The sequence below is a fragment of the Blautia hansenii DSM 20583 genome (genome assembly GCF_002222595.2).
Taxonomy (GTDB): domain Bacteria; phylum Bacillota; class Clostridia; order Lachnospirales; family Lachnospiraceae; genus Blautia; species Blautia hansenii.
On sequence record NZ_CP022413.2, the window covers coordinates 2,242,911 to 2,262,178 of the forward strand.

A 19,268-nucleotide genomic window follows, 5' to 3' on the forward strand; every position below is an offset into this window, starting at 1 on the left:
GAAACAGGTGAAAATTATGGAAAAAATACTAATGATTTTTGTGCTTCTGCTGTGTATTTATATTTTAGGAACCTTGCCCCGCTTTACCAGAAAGAAAGAAACCAAGACATTTTGTCACTGTCTGTTTGCGCACAGAGGACTGTTTACCCCTGACCAGCGCATCCCCGAAAATTCTATGAGAGCTTTTCAGGAGGCAGTACGGCATGGGTACGGCATTGAGCTTGATATTCAAAGAACAAAGGATAATCAAATTGTTGTTTTTCATGACCATACCTTATCACGGATGTGCGGTATTGACCTTCCCGTATGCGAACTCACTTACAAGGAACTGCAAAAGCTTACGCTTATGAATTCTACGGAAAAAATTCCTCTTTTTCAGGACGTTTTAGACCTTGTAAACGGACAGGTTCCTTTATTGATAGAAATTAAACTTCCCACTGTGAAAACCCTTACCTGCCGTCTGGCTGATGAACTGCTGCAAAATTATTCCGGCAAATATTGTATTGAGTCCTTTAATCCTCTTGCTCTGCGCTGGTACAAGAAAAACCGCAAGGAAATTATCAGAGGACAGCTCTCTGCCAATTTAACAAGACCGGTTGCCGAGGGCGGATATTTTTTGAGCTTTCTTGTAAAATATCTTTTGCTGAACTTTTTAGGAAAACCTGATTTTATTTCTTACTGTTATAAAGACCGATATAATATCAGCTTTCTTTTGCAGAAATATATTTACAAAACCCCTGTTTTTGCGTGGACGGTACGTTCTTCTATGGTCTTTAAAAAGCAAAAAGACTGTTTTGACTCCATTATTTTTGACAGCTTTATCCCTGCAAAAGAATGTTAAAATGCAAGATTTTCCTAATATTTTTCTAATAAGATAAACATATTCTTTAATTTATTAAACAAATGTAAATTGCGTTGTTATCCTATATTTGCTGTGCTATAATAGCTCAAAGAATGATATGAATATTCTGAAAGAATGTGAGGTGAGATTTTGGAATTCCTGAAAAAATATAAGCATACCTTGATTATTCCGATTTACGGTATTTTCTACATGCTTGCTTTCGGATACGTAGAACAGCGGAAAGTTCCCATTAATATTATTCACATGAAAATCGATGATTATATTCCCTTTTGTGAATACTTTATTATTCCCTATCTTCTATGGTTTGCATACGTTGCCGTAACTGTATTTTATTTTGCTTTTATCAATAAAAACAAGCAGGAATACTGGCAGTTTATTTTAACATTGGGAATAGGAATGACTCTATTTATTGTAGTTTCTCTTATTTATCCCAACGGACAAAATTTAAGGCCTGAATTAACAGGAGACGGTATTTTTATTCAACTGGTACAGTATCTTTATACGATTGATACACCAACCAATATTTTGCCCAGCATTCATGTATTTAACTCCATCGCATGCTGTATTGCAGTTTTTCATCACAAGCCTTTCCAAAAACGAAAGGTGCTGCTTACCGGCACTGCTGTTTTAACTACATTGATTGTTCTGGCAACTGTATTCTTAAAACAACATACTCTTGTAGATGTCATCGCTGCCGCAGCGCTTAACCTTGTATGTTATCAGCTTCTCTATAAGCCCAGAGCTGTACATGCAGAAAAGCCGGCAAGAGTATAAAAAGTGACTGTCGCATTCATACATATCTTAAATGTTTAAAGCGACAGCCACTTTTTTGTTATTTTAGGAAATTAATTAAATCCATAGAATTTTTGTGCTACTTTATACAAGGTAACAGAAAGACGTCTTCCGCTTCTTCCCGGAAGGTTTACGCCCCTTCCTAAAACACTCATATAAAGCTTTCTGTAAATGTGAATATCTGCACTTCTTAAATATCTCCAAAGTTCTTTTTTCTTCTCCAGATTTTCCTCCGTACCGGAACGAATTAACATAATAGAAGATACTGCCATAATAATATCCAGATATTTCAGCATATATCTTCGTGTGTTTTTATCTGTAACTTTTTCTTCGGAAATAATGTCAATCATCAGGCGATTGACTAAAAGCTGCTGGTCAATTCGGCGTATCATAACAGTCTCATTTACAGACTGGTCGTTTCTTCCGATGAAATAACGATAAAAGTTCACATCCATATAATACATGGTTTTTACATAAGGCAATGGCTTATATACAAAGATATTATCCACATAAAAAGTATGCTTTGGCAGCTCTAATTTACATTCTCTTAAAAGCTCTGTCCGGTAAATAACAGAGTGCATTAAAATATACTTTCCGATAGGCATTCTGCCCATTTCTTTCCATGTAAATATCTTGCCTTCCGGTATATAATTTTTATATTTCATGACCTTTTTATGCTTTGCGCCCTGCTTTTCGTACACAAAGTTGCTTATCATCATGTCCAGTGTTTCCGGTCCTGCAATAATCTCCAAAAGCTTATCAAGAATTGCATGATAGGCTTCTTTATTTACCCAGTCATCACTGTCTACAACCTTAAAATAAAAGCCTGTTGCATTTCGAAGTCCGGCATTTACCGCCTCTCCGTGCCCTCCGTTTTCCTGATGAATTGCCTTTACAATATTCGGATATTTCGCAGCGTATTCATCTGCAATCTTTGCTGTATCATCCTTAGAACCGTCATCCACAATCAAAATTTCCACTAAATCTCCGCCCTCTAAAAGAGAGTCTACACAATTTCTCATATAATCCTGTGAGTTGTAACAAGGCACAGCAATGGATAATAACTTCATCTAAAAGTCCTCCTCAATGTACTTTCTATATGCTGAAAACGCAGAAGGAATAGGATATTTCTTTTTTGAATTTTTTTTGTCTGCAAATATCAATTCTCCCACTTGTTTTTCTTCCGTAGATGCCACTTTAATCAAATATCCCTTCATGTGCCATTCTACATGAGAAAAAATATGCTTTGAGCTTCCTGCCTCTTTAATATAAACAGGCATCAGCTTCATGTCCTCTACACAGCGTATGGCTTCCTCTCGAGTCAGGTAGCCCGCTCTGTTCGGAAGCTCATAAAGTCCTGCCAAAAGCCCGCTTTCGGGACGCTTTTGTATGGCAAATTCTTGTCCGTTTTGAATAATCAATACGGTTTTTTCTTCTATTTTTCTGGGCTTTTTTGCCGCCTTTTTCGGATATTCCAAAACAGTATCATGGGCTCTTGCCATGCAAAATTCTGCCACAGGACAACATTCACATTTTGCCATACCATTAGGCACACAAACCGTTGCCCCAAGCTCCATTAAGCTTTGATTAAAAGCGCCGGGAGCATGAACAGGCATGATTTTTTCCAAATTTTTTTCCATTTCCCGCTTTGTAGACTGTTTTAAAATATCAGAGGGATTTTCCGTAATTCTGGTAATCACACGAAGTACATTCCCATCTACCGCAGGCTTTGAAATTCCGTAAGCAATGGATGCAACTGCCCCTGCCGTATAGCTTCCAATTCCCGAAAGGCTTAACAGTTTTTCATAATCAGCCGGCAGCTTTCCGTCATAAAATTCCATCACTTCTCTGGCTGCTTTCTGCATATTTTTCACTCGATTATAATATCCAAGCCCTTCCCAGAGCTTCAACAATCTTTCTTCCGGACACTCTGCCAAATCCTTAATTTCAGGTAATGCTTCTATAAATCTTGCGTAATAACCCTTTACCGCTTCTACTCTGGTTTGCTGAAGCATAATCTCTGAAATCCACACATGGTAAGGGGTAGATTCATCTCTCCATGGTAAGCTTCTTTTATTCTTCTCATACCAGATAAGCAAAGGCTCTACAATCTGTTCTAACATATTTGCTCCTGTTTGTTTTCTGTTTTCAGTATATTTTTATTCTAAGTAAACCCTAACAGGTTTTGCAAGATTTATCAAGTCTTTTCTTACAATACAATCGTATGCGAGAATATGAACGCCTGCTTTTTCTGCTGTTTTTAATGCCTCGGCAAATTCAGGATGCGTATCACGATTAGGTGTAAAATAATCCACATTTTCCATCTGAATAACAAATATCAGATACGCTTCATATCCCTCTTTTATACATTTTTCCAGCTCCTGTATGTGTTTTACTCCTCGCTGTGTAGGTGCATCGGGAAATCTTACAACATTATTTTCCTCCAGCGTAACTCCCTTTACTTCCATGAAAATTTTTCTTTCTCCGCTTTCTATATACAAGTCAAATCGAGAATTTCCGTACACAACTTCCCGCCGAACTTTTGCTTCCTTTCCAAAGAGATTTCCCTCTTTTAACCATTCCTCTACTACCTTATTTGGAATTTGTGAGTCCATGTTAATCAGACGATTTCCCTTTTCCACTGCAATTAAATCATACTTTGTTTTTCGCTTTGGATTATCACTTTCCTCCAAAAAAACAAGGGCGCCGGGAACTAATAATTCCCGACAGCGCCCTGTATTTTTCACATGGCAGACTTCCTCTTTTCCGTTTATTTCCACATGGGCAATAAACCGATTTGGACGTTTCTGAAAAATCCCCTGTTCTACCTTGTTATATTTCATAGCTCTGTTTCCTCTGTCAATCCTTCGTATATTTCTTTTACACTTTTAAAAATGTAAGTGGGCTCTACTTCTCCCTGCAAAATATCTTCCATAGAAGCTTCACCGGAAAGCACGCAGATGGTATCCACCTGGGCATTTGCTCCTGTTTTAATATCCGTATACAGCCTGTCACCTACGATTACCGCATCTTCTCTCTTGCAGTTTAACTTCTTCAATACGCAGTTTACCATAATCGGCTCCGGTTTTCCGATAAAAAACGGTTCTTTTCCTGTGGCATTTTTCAACATGATGCTCATGGAACCGCAATCCGGAATATAACCAAAGCTTACAGGACAAACTAAGTCCGGATTGGTTGCCAGATATGCCACATCTCTTCCAAGCATGATACAAGTGTTTCGGATTTTCTCGGATGTATTTTCTGTATCAAAGCCTAAAAGTACCACGCCTGCACGCTCATCCACCTCTGTAACGACCTCTATTCCTGCTTCCCGAAGCTCCTTTATTAAAGACTTCGTTCCCATGCAGTAAACCACCTGATTGGGATAATTTTCTTTTAGATACATAGCTGTTGCCTGACCGGAGGTATAAAAGTTTTCATACTCTGCTTTTATCCCCATAGCCCGTACCTTTTGTACATAATCTTCTACGGATTTTGAAGAATTATTGGTAATGAACACATATTGTCCGCCCCGTCTTTCAATCTCTTCAAGGAATTCCAATGTTCCGTCAAAAATTTCATTTTCATTATAAATCGTTCCATCCATATCTAAAAGATACAAGGTTTTTTCTTTCAATTTATTTGCAGATTTTCCGGTATAATCCAGCATTTATTTCTCCTCTTTCAGCCGATTACCTGTGCTCAACATTTTTTGTTGCAATAAGCGCTACCCCCGTACCTCCTATATTTTCTAAGATAATATCTCCGATTTTTACAGGTGCCTGTACGGTAATATTTTTCAAACCGGCTGCACATTCTCTGATTTTATTTTTTGGAATATCGGAGGCAGTTTTTACAGAAACAACAGGAAGCTTTCCATCTGTAACCATTACACTGGATGTGAGAATTCTGGTTGGATTTATAACTTCCTTTTCCCCATAGGTTTTCCCTTTTGGACATGTATTCCCTTCCACTTTTATTACTTTTTCTCCGTCTAAGGTAACGGTGAGAGAACATCCCAAAGGACAGTTAATACAAGTTAATTCCCTGACATTCATCCTTATGCTTCCTCCAATTTCATAATAATTTTATCGAATTTCAATCCCTGTGTCAAATCTGATTTTTTTAAAACAATCTGCTCCATTTCTCCAGGTGCTGTCTTTTTTTTCTTCTTATGTACAATACGTTTATCTCCTAAATAAACATTTATATATACGTTCTCATATACTTTTCCCACACGAAATCGTACAATCAGACTGTCTTCCATATTCTCCAGCCGAAGCTTTTGCGGCACAGTATAGCGAATACCTCCTTCCGGACAAATGGCAATGACATTTTCTTCCTCCTGTAACTCTTTTCCGTAGAGAAATGCAGCTGCCTGCTGCCCTGCCTTCTTTGCTTCTTCTGAAACATAATCTACTAAATCGTGGACATGAAGTACATTTCCACAGGCAAAAATTCCTTTTACACTTGTCTCCAGACTTTCATTTACCACAGGACCGGAGGTGACTTTTGAAAGCTCAATTCCTGCTTTTGCAGACAATTCATTTTCCGGAATTAAACCGCAGGATAAAAGCAATGTATCACAGGAATAAAACTCCTCTGTCCCTGGAATTGGCTTACGATTTTCATCTACCTGTGCCAGAGTAACGCCTGTCACTCTCTCCTTCCCATGGATTTCTACTACGGTATGACTGAGTTTTAAGGGAATGTCAAAATCTTCCAGACACTGCACAATATTTCGTTGTAATCCACCGGAATATGGTAATAATTCTGCTACTACTTTGACTTTTGCCCCCTCCAGTGTCATACGCCTTGCCATAATCAGCCCAATATCTCCTGAACCTAAAATCACCACTTCTTTTCCCGGCATCATTCCTTCCATGTTCACCAGTCTTTGAGCTGTTCCTGCCGTATAAATTCCTGCCGGACGATATCCCGGTATATTCAGCGCACCTCTTGGGCGTTCCCTGCATCCCATAGCCAAAATCACTGCCTTTGTCTTTAAGCTCATAAAGCCGTCCTCTTTATTTACGGCAGTTACTACTTTTTCCTCTCCGCAATCTTCAATATCAAGCACCATGGTATTTAATTTATAAGGAATATTTTTCTCAAAAACCTGTTCAATAAAGCGCTGTGCATATTCCGGTCCGGTCAGCTCCTCCTTAAATGTATGTAGGCCAAAGCCATTGTGAATACACTGGTTTAAAATACCGCCCAGCTCATAATCTCTTTCTAAAATTAAAAGCTTTTCAATCCCGTTTTCTTTCGCTGAAATCGCTGCTGCAAGTCCTGCCGGACCGCCTCCCACAATAATCAATTCATATTCCTGCATGACTTTTCTATCCTTTCCTATACAAATTCTTCCTTAATTTTGCCTGTTAAAAGTGTGGATTTTCCTCCTGCCTTTGTAATTTCCAAAGGAGATTTCTGAAGCTCTCTTTCCAGAATTTCCATTACCTTAGGCGCACAAAATCCTGACTGGCATCTGCCCATTCCTGCTCTGGTTCTTCTTTTCACTCCATCTAAGGACTTAGCGCCTAAAGGTCTGCGAATTGCATTTACAATCTCGCCCTCTGTAACGGTTTCGCATCTGCAAATTACATTTCCATATAACGGATTTTCTGCTATCAATGCTTTTAATTCCTCTTTTGGCATTTCTGCCACGCATGGAATATCCTTTCTTCTCGGATTAAAATCTTCTTTTTTCTCTGCTTTTAACTTCTCTGCAATGCTGTCTGCCAGATATTCTCCAATAGCAGGAGCGCTGGAAAGTCCCGGTGACTGAATTCCTGCTGCATCAAAAAATCCCGGCGCATCAAAGACCTCTCCCAGGACAAAATCTCCGCCTTTTTCCGCTGCACGCAGCCCTGCAAAGGAAGTAATTACCATATTCAGAGGAATATTTTCTGCGCTTAATTTTGCCATCTGAGACAATTTTGCAATTCCTTCTCCCGTGGTGTTAATGCCTTCTTTATCCTCTATATTTTCAGCCGTAGGTCCTGCTAAAAGATTTCCGTGCACGGTAGGGGTAATGAGCACACCTTTTCCCATAGCGGTAGGAAGCTGAAAAATTGTGTGCGATACGAAGCTTCCCGCCTTTTTATCCATAAGACAATATTCTCCCCTTCTGGGGGTAATAGAAAGCTTTTCCTCACTGACCATATTGTGAAAAACATCTGCGTATACTCCGGCAGCATTGACAATACATTTTGTTTCATAGCATCCCTTTGTAGTCTCTATCTCGTATCCATTTTCTGTCTTCTGAATGTCTTTTACCTCTATATCAAAGGCAAATTCCACTCCGTTGACATTGGCATTTTCTGCTAAAGCAATGGTCAATTTAAAGGGACAAATAATAGCTCCCGTAGGTGCATAGAGCATTGCCTTTACATTTTTTGAAAGGTTCGGCTCCATTTCCCATATCTTTTCTCCGGTAATAATTTCCAAACCTTCTACGCCGTTTTCTATTCCTTTTTGCTTTAAATCGTCTAATTTGTGTAAATCTTTTTCATCAAAGCAAAGAACCAGAGAGCCGTTTCTTTTATAAGGAAAATCCAGTTCTTTTGATAATTTTTCCATTTTTTTACTGCCTATTACATTCATTTTTGCCTTCCACGTTCCCGGCTCTGCGTCAAATCCCGCATGAACAATAGCGCTGTTTGCCTTGGAAGTACCACAACATACGTCCTCTCCTTTTTCTAAAACAACCGTTTTTAGTCGATACCTTGACAACTCTCTTGCCACTGCACATCCTACAACTCCTGCTCCAATAATTACTGCATCATACATTTTTAATCTCCTTCCCAGACCTTACGTCTGCTGCGTTTTCTATACAATAAAAGAGAGACAGAACAAGAAGGCATAAGTTTTCCTATGCTTCATTCGCTCTATCTCTCATCTCCGGCGTATTTATTCTGTTTTACATAAACCAAACCTTTTGGTTGGTGGTGGATATGGACATAGCTCCTGCATCAAGAGCTGCCATAATATCCTCTTTATCTGATATCAAACCACCTGCAATTACAGGGGTTCTGTTTTGCTTGCAAATTTTCTGTATAATCTTCGGCATGACTCCCGGAAGCACCTCTATCATATCGGGATATACACTTTCTGTCTGGCGTTTAATACTTTCAAAAGCCATAGAGTCAATGACAAAAAAACGCATAATAGCAAACAGTCCTTCTTCCTTTGCCTGACGGATTACCGCAGGTCTTGTGGAAATAATACCGTCTGCATGTGTCACCAATTTTATATAGGTAACTGCAATTTCCTTACTGCTTAATCCTGCAATTAAATCAATATGGATAATAACTGTTTTTCCTGCCTTCTTTAAACGACTGACAATCTGGCTGATATTGCAGATATCTCCATACAAGACAAACACAATGGGAATATCTGAATGAATACATCTTTTCAGCCCTTCCTCGTCTTTTATGGCTGCAATAACCGGACAATCCTCAAATTCTTCTATAAGCTGAGACCTCATATTTCTACCTTCTGTCATTCATAATCAGTGATAAAAAGACAAGAGCATAAAGCTGTCCCACAGCCTTTGTTCTTGTCTCCTACTCAACCTTATTGTACTACACATATTTTATAGTTGCAAGTTAATTATCTGTAAAAACATACAATGGGACAGCCTGCTTCAATACTTTCATAAAACTTTCCTGCAAAAGAAACAGGGAGATTAATACAGCCATGAGAACCGCTGTTTCTGTAAATATTCCCTCCAAATCTGCCTCTCCAGTTGGCATCATGAAGTCCAATTCCACCATTAAAAGGCATCCAATAAGAAACCGGTGACTCATAGTCATAAGTTCCGTCCGGATTAGGCGCAGGACGCAAAACCTGATTTCTCTGCTTATACGCCAGAGAATATACCCCCGACGGCGTTCTGCGGCTTTTATCATTGTAAGTGCCTGATACAAAATCTGACTCCATAAGAACCGCTCCGTCTTTGTAATACCATAAATGCTGTGCGCTTAAATCCAGCTCTACATACGTGTTTCCTATATCATTTTCTCCATAGGCTTTTCCTCGTTTCGCATATATGGGTTCTCTTTCAATATTACCGTGGGATTGAATATCTTTTAGAAGCTGAGCTCTTTCTCCTCTTATATCAATGAGATAGCCATAACTGCCACCCGATACAGTCACAGGTTCACCTGTATAGGTACTGGTCAGGGTTCTTTTTGTTCCAATGGTATTATATTTTTCTCCCAGCGTCTGAACGTAGTCTCTGATATGCTGTTGTAAAACACCTAAATTCTCCACATAATTTCCGTTTTCGTCATAGGTCATCCAATCCTTCACAGTCATTCCGTCCAGAACTTCTTTTTTGTCACCGAAGGTATGGGTCACGGTTACCGCAGCACATCCGTTCCATACCTCCTGTTGATGCTTCAGCGTCTCATCTTTATCGGTAACTGTCGGAAGCACATAAACGCCTGCTTCTTCGGCAGAAAAGGTATTTTTACTTTCCTTTACAGATGCAAGCAGCTTTTCCGTCAATAATGCCTTATCAAGGGTAGTTCCTGCTTCTTCCGGTTTTATGACAAAACTGTTGTTTTCAAAAGCAATATATGCGTCTTTTGGAGGTATCATGTTTTCCTCCTGCATACATGCAAAAGTGTTTAATTTTTCCTGAAGCTTCGTCTCATCAAAAGTAATTGCTTCTCCTACCTCATAATTATGTTCCTTAAAAAACCCTGAAGTCCATAAGAAAGGATTTTGCTTTTCCAAATGTTCCTGAATTTTTCCGTCTGAAAGATACTCATAAGAAATCTCCTTACCGTCAATTACTTCTTTTTCCCCATCTTTAAAAGAGATTTCCAGAGAATAATCCTCTATTCTATTTTCTATTTTTTTCTCTGCCTCTTTTGCAGTTAAATTATCAACAGAAACTCCATTTATCTTCGTTCTTTTAAAAAATTTATCTTTATAATAAAAAGCCCCTCCTGCATATACAAGACCAAAAATACAAGCTATAACTGTTCCACATATAAGTACTTTCTTTTGCCACTTTGCACACTTTTTCTTTTTCGCCATATTTATAAGCTCCCTCTGCTTCATTTGTATGATTATTGAATGATTGTATCATACTTATATTACAATTTCTCTATATTTATCATGTATTTATTTACAAAAGACATACTTATTTTTTAAATTTTCCAATATAAAAAGTCCTGTTTTACAGAACTTCTGCAAAACAAGACTTTTTTTCTCGTCCGGACACATTTATAACTTTATTTTGTTAATGGAATTACTCCTCTGTTTTTCCGTAAAGAGTAACCAGTTTATTTAAGTATTCGTATCTAGCCTTAGCTTCAGACTCATTCTTAGCGAACAATCTAGCAGCTTTTTCCGGATTAGAACGTTTCAGGGAATTGTAACGAACTTCTCCGTCAAGGAATGCCTGATAATCTTCTGTTGGAGCTTTGGAATCCAGAGTGAATTTGTTTTCTGCTGCTGGATTGAAGCGGAAGTTATGCCAGTATCCACATTTAACTGCTAATTCTTCTTCTGTCTGAGCTTTGCTCATACCTTTCTTAATACCATGGTTGATACATGGAGCGTAAGCAATAATCAGAGATGGTCCCGGATATGCTTCAGCTTCAGCGATTGCTTTTACAGTCTGGTTGAAGTCTGCACCCATAGCAATCTGAGCAACGTATACATAACCATAGCTCATTGCGATAGAAGCCATATCTTTCTTCTTAACCTCTTTACCGCCGGCTGCGAACTGTGCGATAGCACCTGTTGGTGTAGATTTAGAAGACTGTCCACCTGTGTTGGAGTAAACTTCTGTATCGAATACCATTACGTTGATATCCTGTCCGGAAGCTAACACGTGATCAACACCACCGAAACCGATGTCGTATGCCCAACCGTCACCACCGAAAATCCACTGAGATTTCTTAGCTAAGAAGTCTTTGTTCTTAACGATGTCTTTGCATACGTCACAGTCAACACCTTCTAATGCTGCAACTAATTTATCTGTTGCCGCACCGTTTGTAATTCCGCTTCCGAATGTATCTAACCATTCCTGACAAGCAGCTTTTACTTCTTCAGAAGATCCTTCGTAAGCCATTACAGACTCAACTTTTTCTTTTAATCCGCCACGGATAGCTTTCTGAGCTAATAACATACCGTATCCGAATTCAGCGTTATCTTCGAACAGAGAGTTAGACCATGCTGGACCCTGTCCTTTTGCATTTACAGTATATGGTGTAGATGGTGAGGAGTTACCCCAGATAGAAGAACATCCTGTTGCGTTTGCAATGTACATTCTGTCACCAAATAACTGTGTGATTAATTTAGCGTAAGGTGTTTCTCCACAACCAGCACAAGCTCCTGAGAACTCAAGTAATGGCTGTTTGAACTGAGAACCTTTTACTGTATTTTCTTTAAATTTAGCAACAACATCTTCTTTTACTGGTAATGTTACACCATAATCGAAGAATTTCTGTTCTCCTGCATTTTCTTCCATGTTTGCCATAACAAGAGCTTTTGCACCCTTCTTACCTGGGCAGACATTTGCACAAGAACCACATCCTGTACAGTCATAAGCAGATACAGTCATAACAAACTTGTAATCAGCCATACCTGTCATAGGTAATGTCTTCATTCCTTCCGGAGCTGCTGCTACTTCAGCATCTGTCATAGCAACTGGACGGATAACTGCATGAGGACAAACATAAGCACAACGGTTACACTGGATACAGTTTTCTGGCTGCCATACTGGGATGTCTACTGCGATACCACGTTTTTCGTAAGCAGAAGAACCAGATGGAGTTGTACCATCAACATAATCTTTAAATGCAGATACAGGTAATGTGTTACCTTCCTGAGCATTTACTTTAGCCTGAACATTGTTTACGAAATCAACAACATCCTGACGTCCGCCTTCAGCATGAGCCATGAATAAACCTTCATCAGCACAATCTTTCCAGCTTTCCGGAACCTGAATTTCAACAACCTGTTTAGCACCTGCGTCGATAGCGTCATAGTTCATCTGCACAATAGCGTCACCTTTTCTTCCGTAAGTAGCTTTTGCAGCAGCTTTCATTAATTCGATAGCCTGTTCTTCCGGAATGATGTTAGCAAGTTTGAAGAATGCAGACTGAAGAACTGTATTGATACGTCCGCCAAGTCCGATTTCTTTACCGATTTTAATACCATCAATTACATAGAATTTGATGTTGTGGTTAGCGATGAAAGCTTTTACCTGTCCTGGTAAATGTTTTTCAAGGCCTTCCATATCCCATGGGCAGTTTAATAAGAATGTACCGCCGTCAACTAATTCCTGAACCATGTTATATTTGTTAACATAGGAAGGATTGTGACAAGCAACAAAGTTCGCCTGTTTAATCAGGTATGTGGATTTGATTGGGCTCTTACCAAAACGAAGGTGAGACATTGTAACACCGCCGGATTTTTTAGAGTCGTAATCAAAGTATGCCTGAGCATACATATCTGTATTATCACCGATAATCTTGATGGAGTTTTTGTTTGCACCAACAGTACCGTCAGCACCTAATCCCCAGAATTTGCAGTTGATTGTTCCTTCCGGTGTTGTAACAAGAGGAGCTCCAACTTCCAGAGATAAGTTTGTAACATCATCAACAATACCGATTGTGAATTTTTCTTTTGTTGTGTTTTCGTATACAGCAACGATCTGAGCCGGAGTTGTATCTTTAGAACCTAATCCGTAACGTCCGCTGAAGATTGGTGTATCGTTGAATTTTGTACCTTTTAATGCAGCAACAACGTCTAAGTATAATGGTTCGCCAAGAGCGCCCGGTTCTTTTGTTCTGTCTAATACAGAAATCTGTTTTACAGTTTCCGGAATAGCGTTTACTAATGCTTCAGCGCAGAATGGTCTGTAAAGACGAACTGTAACAAGACCAACTTTTTTGCCTGCTGCCATTAAGTAATCGATTGTTTCTTCGATTGTTTCACATGCAGAACCCATAGCGATGATAACGTGTTCAGCATCTTCAGCACCGTAGTAGTTGAATAATTTGTAGTTTGTGCCGATTTTTTCATTTACTTTATCCATGTATTCCTGTACTAATGCCGGTAAAGCATCGTAGTATGGGTTACATGCTTCTCTTGCCTGGAAGAAGATATCAGGGTTCTGAGCAGAACCTCTCTGACATGGATGATTTGGGTTTAATGCGTGTTTACGGAATTCGTCAACAGCGTCCATATCTACCATATCTTTTAAATCTTCGTAATCCCATGTTTCAATTTTCTGAATTTCATGAGATGTACGGAAACCGTCAAAGAAGTTAATGAATGGAACTTTACCTTTGATTGCAGAGCAATGAGCAACCGGTGTTAAGTCCATAACTTCCTGTACGGAAGACTCACATAACATTGCGCATCCTGTCTGACGACATGCGTATACGTCAGAATGGTCACCGAAGATTGACAGTGCATGGCTTGCTAATGCACGAGCAGAAACGTTGATAACACCCGGTAACTGCTCTCCGGCAATTTTGTAAAGGTTTGGAATCATTAACAGAAGTCCCTGAGATGCTGTATATGTTGTAGTCAGAGCACCTGCTGCCAGAGAACCGTGAACTGCACCTGCTGCACCTGCTTCAGACTGCATTTCAGTAACCTGTACTTCCTGTCCGAAAATGTTCTTTCTTCCCTGTGTTGCCCATTCGTCTGTTGCCTCTGCCATTACAGATGACGGGGTGATAGGATAGATAGCCGCTACATCAGAATACGCATAAGAAGCATGAGCTGCTGCATGGTTACCATCCATGGTTTTCATCTTTCTAGCCATTTGATTTTCCTCCTTGAAAATTGTTTTCAACAATATTTCACTTCGCTCCCGAAGTCTATATTAAATTATAGCACGATTTCAAGGGCATGTCTATTTCTAAAACCAAAGAAAGCATAATGTTTTTCTAAAAAAACAAATCCGATTTTCTATTCCTTTTCCAGTCCGATAATTTCCGCAATGGAATGTACTTTTAATTCTGTCAATAAAATCTGCTGCACTCTTGCCAGCTCTCTATGCACGGCACACCCGCAATCCGATTGATTATGCGTACAGGGCTTTTGCGGGTTCATACATTCAATCATATAAAACTCCGGGTCTACTGCCAGATAAATATCCAGCAAAGTCAGCTCCTTTACAGAGCTTTTCAAAGCATAGCCCCCGTTGCTTCCACGAAAAGATTTTACAATTTCCTTCTTTTCCAGCTTTTTTAAGATTTTATAGACAAAGGCAGGTGTTAAATCCTCCTGCTCGCATATCTGATGCACACACATTTTATCTCCATTGGCCAGCGCTCGAATAATACGCACGCCATAGTCACATTCTCTTGTAATTAACATGGAATATTTCCCCTCTTTATCTTTGTATTTCTTTATTATAATTAGATAATTACTCTTATTCAGAGCATTATTATATCAATCTGTACTCCTTTAATCAAGTATTTTTCGTAAGAAACACTTGCAAATTCCCTGTTTTCAGGTACAATAAAAGAGATTACGCAGAAATCATAAAAATTGTTTTATAAAATAAGTGAGGGAAAATTAGAACATGATTGCAGCAAATAATGTTACTTTACGAATTGGAAAGAAAGCACTGTTTGAAGATGTTAATATTAAATTTACAGAAGGCAACTGTTATGGTTTGATAGGTGCTAACGGTGCAGGTAAATCTACCTTTTTGAAAATCCTTTCAGGACAGCTGGAAACCACAAATGGTAACATTACCATTACTCCCGGACAGCGTTTGTCCTTTTTACAGCAGGACCACTTTAAATATGACTCCTATCCTGTTCTGGATACTGTTATTATGGGAAATCAGCGTCTTTATGATATTATGAAGGAAAAAGAAGCGATTTATTCAAAAGAAGATTTCACAGACGAAGACGGTATCCGTGCCAGTGAATTAGAGGGTGAATTTGCAGAAATGAACGGCTGGGAAGCAGAGTCCGATGCGGCTATGCTTTTAAACGGTCTGGGTATTGATACAGATTTACACTATTCCCTGATGTCTGACTTAAAGGGAAGCGAGAAAGTTAAGGTTCTCCTTGCTCAGGCGCTTTTCGGTAATCCTGACATCCTGCTCCTTGACGAGCCTACCAACCACTTGGATTTAGATGCTATTGAATGGCTTGAGGAATTCTTAATTAACTTTGAAAACACCGTTATCGTAGTATCTCATGACCGTTACTTCTTAAACAAGGTTTGTACACATACTGCAGATATCGACTACGGTAAAATCCAGCTCTATGCCGGAAACTATGACTTCTGGTATGAGTCCAGCCAGCTTTTAATCAAACAGATGAAGGAAGCTAACCGTAAGAAGGAAGAAAAGATTAAAGAGCTTCAGGAATTTATTTCCCGATTTTCTGCTAACGCTTCCAAATCAAAACAGGCTACTTCCAGAAAACGTGCTTTGGAAAAAATTCAGTTAGATGATATGCGTCCGTCCAGCCGTAAATATCCTTACATTGACTTCCGTCCAAACCGTGAAATCGGAAATGAAGTCTTGATGGTAGAAGGACTTTCAAAAACCATCGATGGTGTAAAAGTTTTAGATAATATTACTTTCACCTTAGGGCATGATGATAAAGTAGCTTTTGTCGGCGGAAATGAACGTGCCAAAACTGTATTATTCCAAATTTTAATGGGTGAAATGGAGCCGGATGAAGGTACTTACAAATGGGGCGTTACTACTTCTCAGGCATATTTCCCAAAAGACAGTACAAAAGAATTTGATAACGATTTAACTATTGCAGACTGGCTCACCGGTTATTCTGAAATTAAGGATGCTACTTATGTACGTGGTTTCCTTGGACGTATGCTCTTCCCCGGTGAAGACGGGGTGAAAAAAGTCCGTGTACTTTCCGGTGGTGAAAAAGTAAGATGTCTCCTTTCCAAAATGATGATTTCCGGTGCGAATATCTTAATCTTAGATGAGCCTACCAACCATCTGGATATGGAGTCTATTACAGCTTTGAACAACGGTATGATTAAGTTCCCGGGCGTTCTGCTCTTTGCTTCTCATGACCACCAGATTGTTCAGACAACCGCAAACCGTATTATGGAAATTCTTCCAAACGGTGTTTTAATCGACAAGATTACCACTTATGACGAATATCTGGCAAGCGATGAAATGGCAAGAAAACGTCAGGTATACACTATGACAGAGGAAGATAACTAATCATTAAAAGCTAAATACAAAATAAAAGACCGCCACATTAAGAAGCATTACACAGCTTCCTAATGAGGCGGTTTCTTTTATACTTCTATCAGTACGATTTCACTGTTGCTTCCAATTCTCATGGGCATTTGAAAATACCCTGTTCCCGCAGATACAATACTCTGGGTTTCCTCTCTTTTCGCATATCCGTAAAAGTCTTTCTTTCCATAGGCAAGTCTTGTAAAAAAAGTTGCCGGAAAAAACTGGCCTTTATGGGTATGTCCGCACAAAACAAGCGTGACTTTATTTTCTATGGCTTCCTCTATACCACCGGGATTATGTTCTAACAAAATTTCCGGTTTCCTGCCTCTTTTCTTCGGAAGTATTTCTGCAAGACTTTTTCTGTCAGGACAGGAAGTCACATCCTCACGGCCTATAATATAAAAATCCTGTGTTTCTGCACATTTATCTGTCAGCAGACAAATACCTGACTTTTCAAAAAACTCTCTCACATTCTTTTCCGAAGAAAGTGGATCATGATTTCCAAGACTTGCATATACCCCTTCTTTAGAACGAAGCCTTCTGAATATTTCTTCCAGTTTTGGAAGGTTACAGCATTCAAAAGCCTTGACGTCAAAAGTGTCCCCTGCAATGAAAATCAAATCTGCATTTAACTCATTCACTTTTTCTATGATTTTCTCCAGATGCTTTTCATTGACGAAGGAGCCTGTGTGAATATCACTTAATAGAACCAACCTTTTGTTCAGCTTCTTTTCTCCCAACTGAATTTGGTATTTTTTCACGGTTAAATGTCTGGCATGAAAAAATCCGTATGCAGACAACAGCACTCCTGCCGCTGTGGGTATCAAACACCATCCTGCTTTTTCAAAGGGCACAAAAATATTTAAAAAATCAAACACCAGAAAACACATGGTAAGATTTAAAAGCACACATAGCACAACACCGCAGACTTCATACAAATTTTTTGCCCTTTTTTCTGCTTTTTTACTGCTGAAGTAGCAAAGCATATAAAACATCAAAACAGCTAAAACAACAAAAACAGCAGAATAGATATCCACGGAAAAAACATATTCCGCAACACTTCCGATTTTTACTGTCAGATAAAACATCAATAATACGGAAACCAAATAAAACAATATGGAAAATCCTTTTCCTCTGATAAATTTTCCAAATCCATGATACATTTTTCACACCTCTTACCCATAATATTCCTTTTTATATGAATTGATTGTAATACAGAAACAAAGCTTTTTCAACATCCACAATGCTTCCGTAATTTTGTATTTTTTTCAATATTTTTATCATACTAACTGTAAAGTACGCAAAAAGAGAGGAACACAGATTATGGAAATGACAATGCGATGGTATGGCAAAAAACACGATACCGTTACGTTAGAGCAAATTCATCAGATTTGTTATGTAAAAGGCATTATTACCACACTTTATGAAAAACTCCCCGGTGAAGTCTGGACCTTGGATGAAATTCTGACTATGAAAAATGAAATTGAGGATGCCGGTCTGCATCTGGCAGGTATTGAAAGCGTCAACGTCAGCGATGCCATTAAAACCGGCTCGCCTGACAGAGACAGAGATATTGAGAATTATATAAAAACACTGGAAAATCTGGGAAAAGCAGACATTCATACAGTCTGCTATAATTTCATGCCTGTATTTGACTGGACAAGAACAGAGCTTGACAGAAAACGAGAAGACGGTACTACGGTTCTGGCTTACAGCCAAAAACAAATCGATGAATTAGAGCCTGAGAAAATGTTTGAAACTATCAAAAATAATATGAATGGCTCTGTCATGCCCGGCTGGGAACCGGAGCGCATGGAAAAGGTAAAGGAGCTCTTTACCCTGTATAAAGGCTTTGACGAAGACCGTCTGTTCGCCAATTTAAAATATTTTCTGGAAGCCATTATGCCTGCTTGTGACAAATATGACATTAACATGGCAATTCATCCCGATGACCCCTCTTGGAGTGTCTTCGGACTTCCCCGTATTATTTCCACACAGGAAAATTTAAAACGTATGATGGATACGGTTCCTAATAAGCACAACGGAATTACCTTTTGTACCGGCTCTTACGGAACAAACCTGAATAATGATTTGATTGATACTATTCACATGCTGAAGGGCAGAATTCACTTTGCTCATGTGAGAAATCTCCGTTTTAATGACGGTATGCGTGATTTTGAGGAAAGCGCTCATTTAAGCTCTGACGGAGCTTTTGACATATACAAAATTCTGAAAGCCCTTCATGATGCAGGCTTTGACGGCCCAATCCGTCCGGATCACGGCAGAATGATGTGGGGTGAAAAAGCCATGCCCGGATACGGACTATACGACAGAGCGCTGGGTTCTGCCTATCTGTGCGGTCTGTGGGAAGCCATTGAAAAAGAGGAGAAATAA

General features: G+C 39.1%; 16 protein-coding genes. 4 read left to right on the plus strand and 12 right to left on the minus strand.

The annotated features are described in order from the left end of the window. Nucleotides 1-16 precede the first annotated feature (16 nt). Together CGC63_RS11390 and CGC63_RS11395 are read left to right on the plus strand one after the other, a co-directional pair. Nucleotides 17-841: a glycerophosphodiester phosphodiesterase family protein gene (locus tag CGC63_RS11390; protein ID WP_003019567.1), complete on the plus strand. Its 825-nt coding sequence runs from the start codon at nucleotides 17-19 to the stop codon at nucleotides 839-841. A gap of 150 nt (nucleotides 842-991) precedes the next feature. After that, nucleotides 992-1,636, plus strand: a complete 645-nt coding sequence (locus CGC63_RS11395) for a phosphatase PAP2 family protein (RefSeq protein ID WP_009246409.1) — start codon at nucleotides 992-994, stop codon at nucleotides 1,634-1,636. 71 nt (nucleotides 1,637-1,707) lie between these two features. Here CGC63_RS11395 and CGC63_RS11400 read toward each other — a convergent pair whose 3' ends face one another. From CGC63_RS11400 to CGC63_RS11445, 11 genes are all read right to left on the minus strand, one after another. Continuing rightward, entirely contained in the window at nucleotides 1,708-2,724 is a 1,017-nt protein-coding gene (locus CGC63_RS11400; protein ID WP_003019564.1) for a glycosyltransferase family 2 protein, read from the minus strand. Continuing rightward, a complete protein-coding gene (gene mutY / locus CGC63_RS15695) occupies nucleotides 2,725-3,777 on the minus strand; it encodes an A/G-specific adenine glycosylase (protein ID WP_003019562.1) in 1,053 nt (350 codons plus the stop codon). A gap of 36 nt (nucleotides 3,778-3,813) precedes the next feature. After that, nucleotides 3,814-4,497: a DNA/RNA nuclease SfsA gene (sfsA, locus tag CGC63_RS15700; RefSeq protein WP_003019560.1), complete on the minus strand. Its 684-nt coding sequence runs from the start codon at nucleotides 4,495-4,497 to the stop codon at nucleotides 3,814-3,816. Beyond that, nucleotides 4,494-5,324 carry an HAD-IIA family hydrolase gene (locus tag CGC63_RS11410; RefSeq protein ID WP_003019559.1) on the minus strand — a complete coding sequence of 277 codons (831 nt, stop codon included), beginning with the start codon at nucleotides 5,322-5,324 and terminating at the stop codon, nucleotides 4,494-4,496. Before CGC63_RS11410 ends, sfsA begins: the two co-directional genes overlap by 4 nt. A 22-nt stretch (nucleotides 5,325-5,346) precedes the next feature. Beyond that, nucleotides 5,347-5,712 carry a DUF1667 domain-containing protein gene (locus CGC63_RS11415; protein ID WP_003019557.1) on the minus strand — a complete coding sequence of 122 codons (366 nt, stop codon included), beginning with the start codon at nucleotides 5,710-5,712 and terminating at the stop codon, nucleotides 5,347-5,349. Nucleotides 5,713-5,714: 2 nt separating this feature from the next. Continuing rightward, entirely contained in the window at nucleotides 5,715-6,989 is a 1,275-nt protein-coding gene (locus CGC63_RS11420; protein ID WP_003019555.1) for an NAD(P)/FAD-dependent oxidoreductase, read from the minus strand. Between the two features lie 17 nt (nucleotides 6,990-7,006). Further along, complete coding sequence (locus tag CGC63_RS11425; RefSeq protein WP_003019554.1) at nucleotides 7,007-8,446, minus strand: NAD(P)/FAD-dependent oxidoreductase; 1,440 nt, start codon at nucleotides 8,444-8,446, stop codon at nucleotides 7,007-7,009. A gap of 130 nt (nucleotides 8,447-8,576) precedes the next feature. Further along, the gene (locus CGC63_RS11430) at nucleotides 8,577-9,143 is read right to left on the minus strand and encodes a glycerol-3-phosphate responsive antiterminator (RefSeq protein WP_040351084.1); all 567 of its coding nucleotides are present in this window, start codon (nucleotides 9,141-9,143) and stop codon (nucleotides 8,577-8,579) included. Between the two features lie 125 nt (nucleotides 9,144-9,268). Beyond that, entirely contained in the window at nucleotides 9,269-10,705 is a 1,437-nt protein-coding gene (locus tag CGC63_RS11435) for a L,D-transpeptidase family protein (protein WP_154965467.1), read from the minus strand. Between the two features lie 214 nt (nucleotides 10,706-10,919). Next, a complete protein-coding gene (gene nifJ, locus CGC63_RS11440; protein ID WP_009246417.1) occupies nucleotides 10,920-14,456 on the minus strand; it encodes a pyruvate:ferredoxin (flavodoxin) oxidoreductase in 3,537 nt (1,178 codons plus the stop codon). Nucleotides 14,457-14,602: 146 nt separating this feature from the next. Further along, nucleotides 14,603-15,013: an RrF2 family transcriptional regulator gene (locus CGC63_RS11445; RefSeq protein ID WP_003019546.1), complete on the minus strand. Its 411-nt coding sequence runs from the start codon at nucleotides 15,011-15,013 to the stop codon at nucleotides 14,603-14,605. A gap of 208 nt (nucleotides 15,014-15,221) precedes the next feature. Between CGC63_RS11445 and CGC63_RS11450 the strand changes: the two genes are divergently transcribed. Then, on the plus strand, nucleotides 15,222-16,853 hold the full coding sequence (locus CGC63_RS11450; RefSeq protein WP_003019544.1) for an ABC-F family ATP-binding cassette domain-containing protein: 1,632 nt from the start codon (nucleotides 15,222-15,224) through the stop codon (nucleotides 16,851-16,853). Between the two features lie 77 nt (nucleotides 16,854-16,930). Here the strand turns inward: CGC63_RS11450 and CGC63_RS11455 are convergent, their stop codons facing one another. After that, a complete protein-coding gene (locus CGC63_RS11455; RefSeq protein WP_003019542.1) occupies nucleotides 16,931-18,037 on the minus strand; it encodes a metallophosphoesterase in 1,107 nt (368 codons plus the stop codon). A 160-nt stretch (nucleotides 18,038-18,197) separates the two neighbouring features. On the opposite strand from CGC63_RS11455, the gene uxuA reads away from it, so the two are divergent. After that, complete coding sequence (uxuA, locus tag CGC63_RS11460) at nucleotides 18,198-19,268, plus strand: mannonate dehydratase (RefSeq protein WP_003019540.1); 1,071 nt, start codon at nucleotides 18,198-18,200, stop codon at nucleotides 19,266-19,268.

Bases quoted from the DNA above. Each gene is read 5' to 3' on its own strand.
- CGC63_RS11390 (WP_003019567.1), top strand. From the start codon at position 17: ATGGAAAAAATACTAATGATTTTTGTGCTTCTGCTGTGTATTTATATT.
- CGC63_RS11400 (WP_003019564.1), bottom strand. From the start codon at position 2,724: ATGAAGTTATTATCCATTGCTGTGCCTTGTTACAACTCACAGGATTAT.
- mutY (WP_003019562.1), bottom strand. From the start codon at position 3,777: ATGTTAGAACAGATTGTAGAGCCTTTGCTTATCTGGTATGAGAAGAAT.
- sfsA (WP_003019560.1), bottom strand. From the start codon at position 4,497: ATGAAATATAACAAGGTAGAACAGGGGATTTTTCAGAAACGTCCAAAT.
- CGC63_RS11410 (WP_003019559.1), bottom strand. From the start codon at position 5,324: ATGCTGGATTATACCGGAAAATCTGCAAATAAATTGAAAGAAAAAACC.
- CGC63_RS11415 (WP_003019557.1), bottom strand. From the start codon at position 5,712: ATGAATGTCAGGGAATTAACTTGTATTAACTGTCCTTTGGGATGTTCT.
- CGC63_RS11420 (WP_003019555.1), bottom strand. From the start codon at position 6,989: ATGCAGGAATATGAATTGATTATTGTGGGAGGCGGTCCGGCAGGACTT.
- CGC63_RS11425 (WP_003019554.1), bottom strand. From the start codon at position 8,446: ATGTATGATGCAGTAATTATTGGAGCAGGAGTTGTAGGATGTGCAGTG.
- CGC63_RS11430 (WP_040351084.1), bottom strand. From the start codon at position 9,143: ATGAGGTCTCAGCTTATAGAAGAATTTGAGGATTGTCCGGTTATTGCA.
- CGC63_RS11435 (WP_154965467.1), bottom strand. From the start codon at position 10,705: ATGGCGAAAAAGAAAAAGTGTGCAAAGTGGCAAAAGAAAGTACTTATA.
- nifJ (WP_009246417.1), bottom strand. From the start codon at position 14,456: ATGGCTAGAAAGATGAAAACCATGGATGGTAACCATGCAGCAGCTCAT.
- CGC63_RS11445 (WP_003019546.1), bottom strand. From the start codon at position 15,013: ATGTTAATTACAAGAGAATGTGACTATGGCGTGCGTATTATTCGAGCG.
- CGC63_RS11450 (WP_003019544.1), top strand. From the start codon at position 15,222: ATGATTGCAGCAAATAATGTTACTTTACGAATTGGAAAGAAAGCACTG.
- CGC63_RS11455 (WP_003019542.1), bottom strand. From the start codon at position 18,037: ATGTATCATGGATTTGGAAAATTTATCAGAGGAAAAGGATTTTCCATA.
- uxuA (WP_003019540.1), top strand. From the start codon at position 18,198: ATGGAAATGACAATGCGATGGTATGGCAAAAAACACGATACCGTTACG.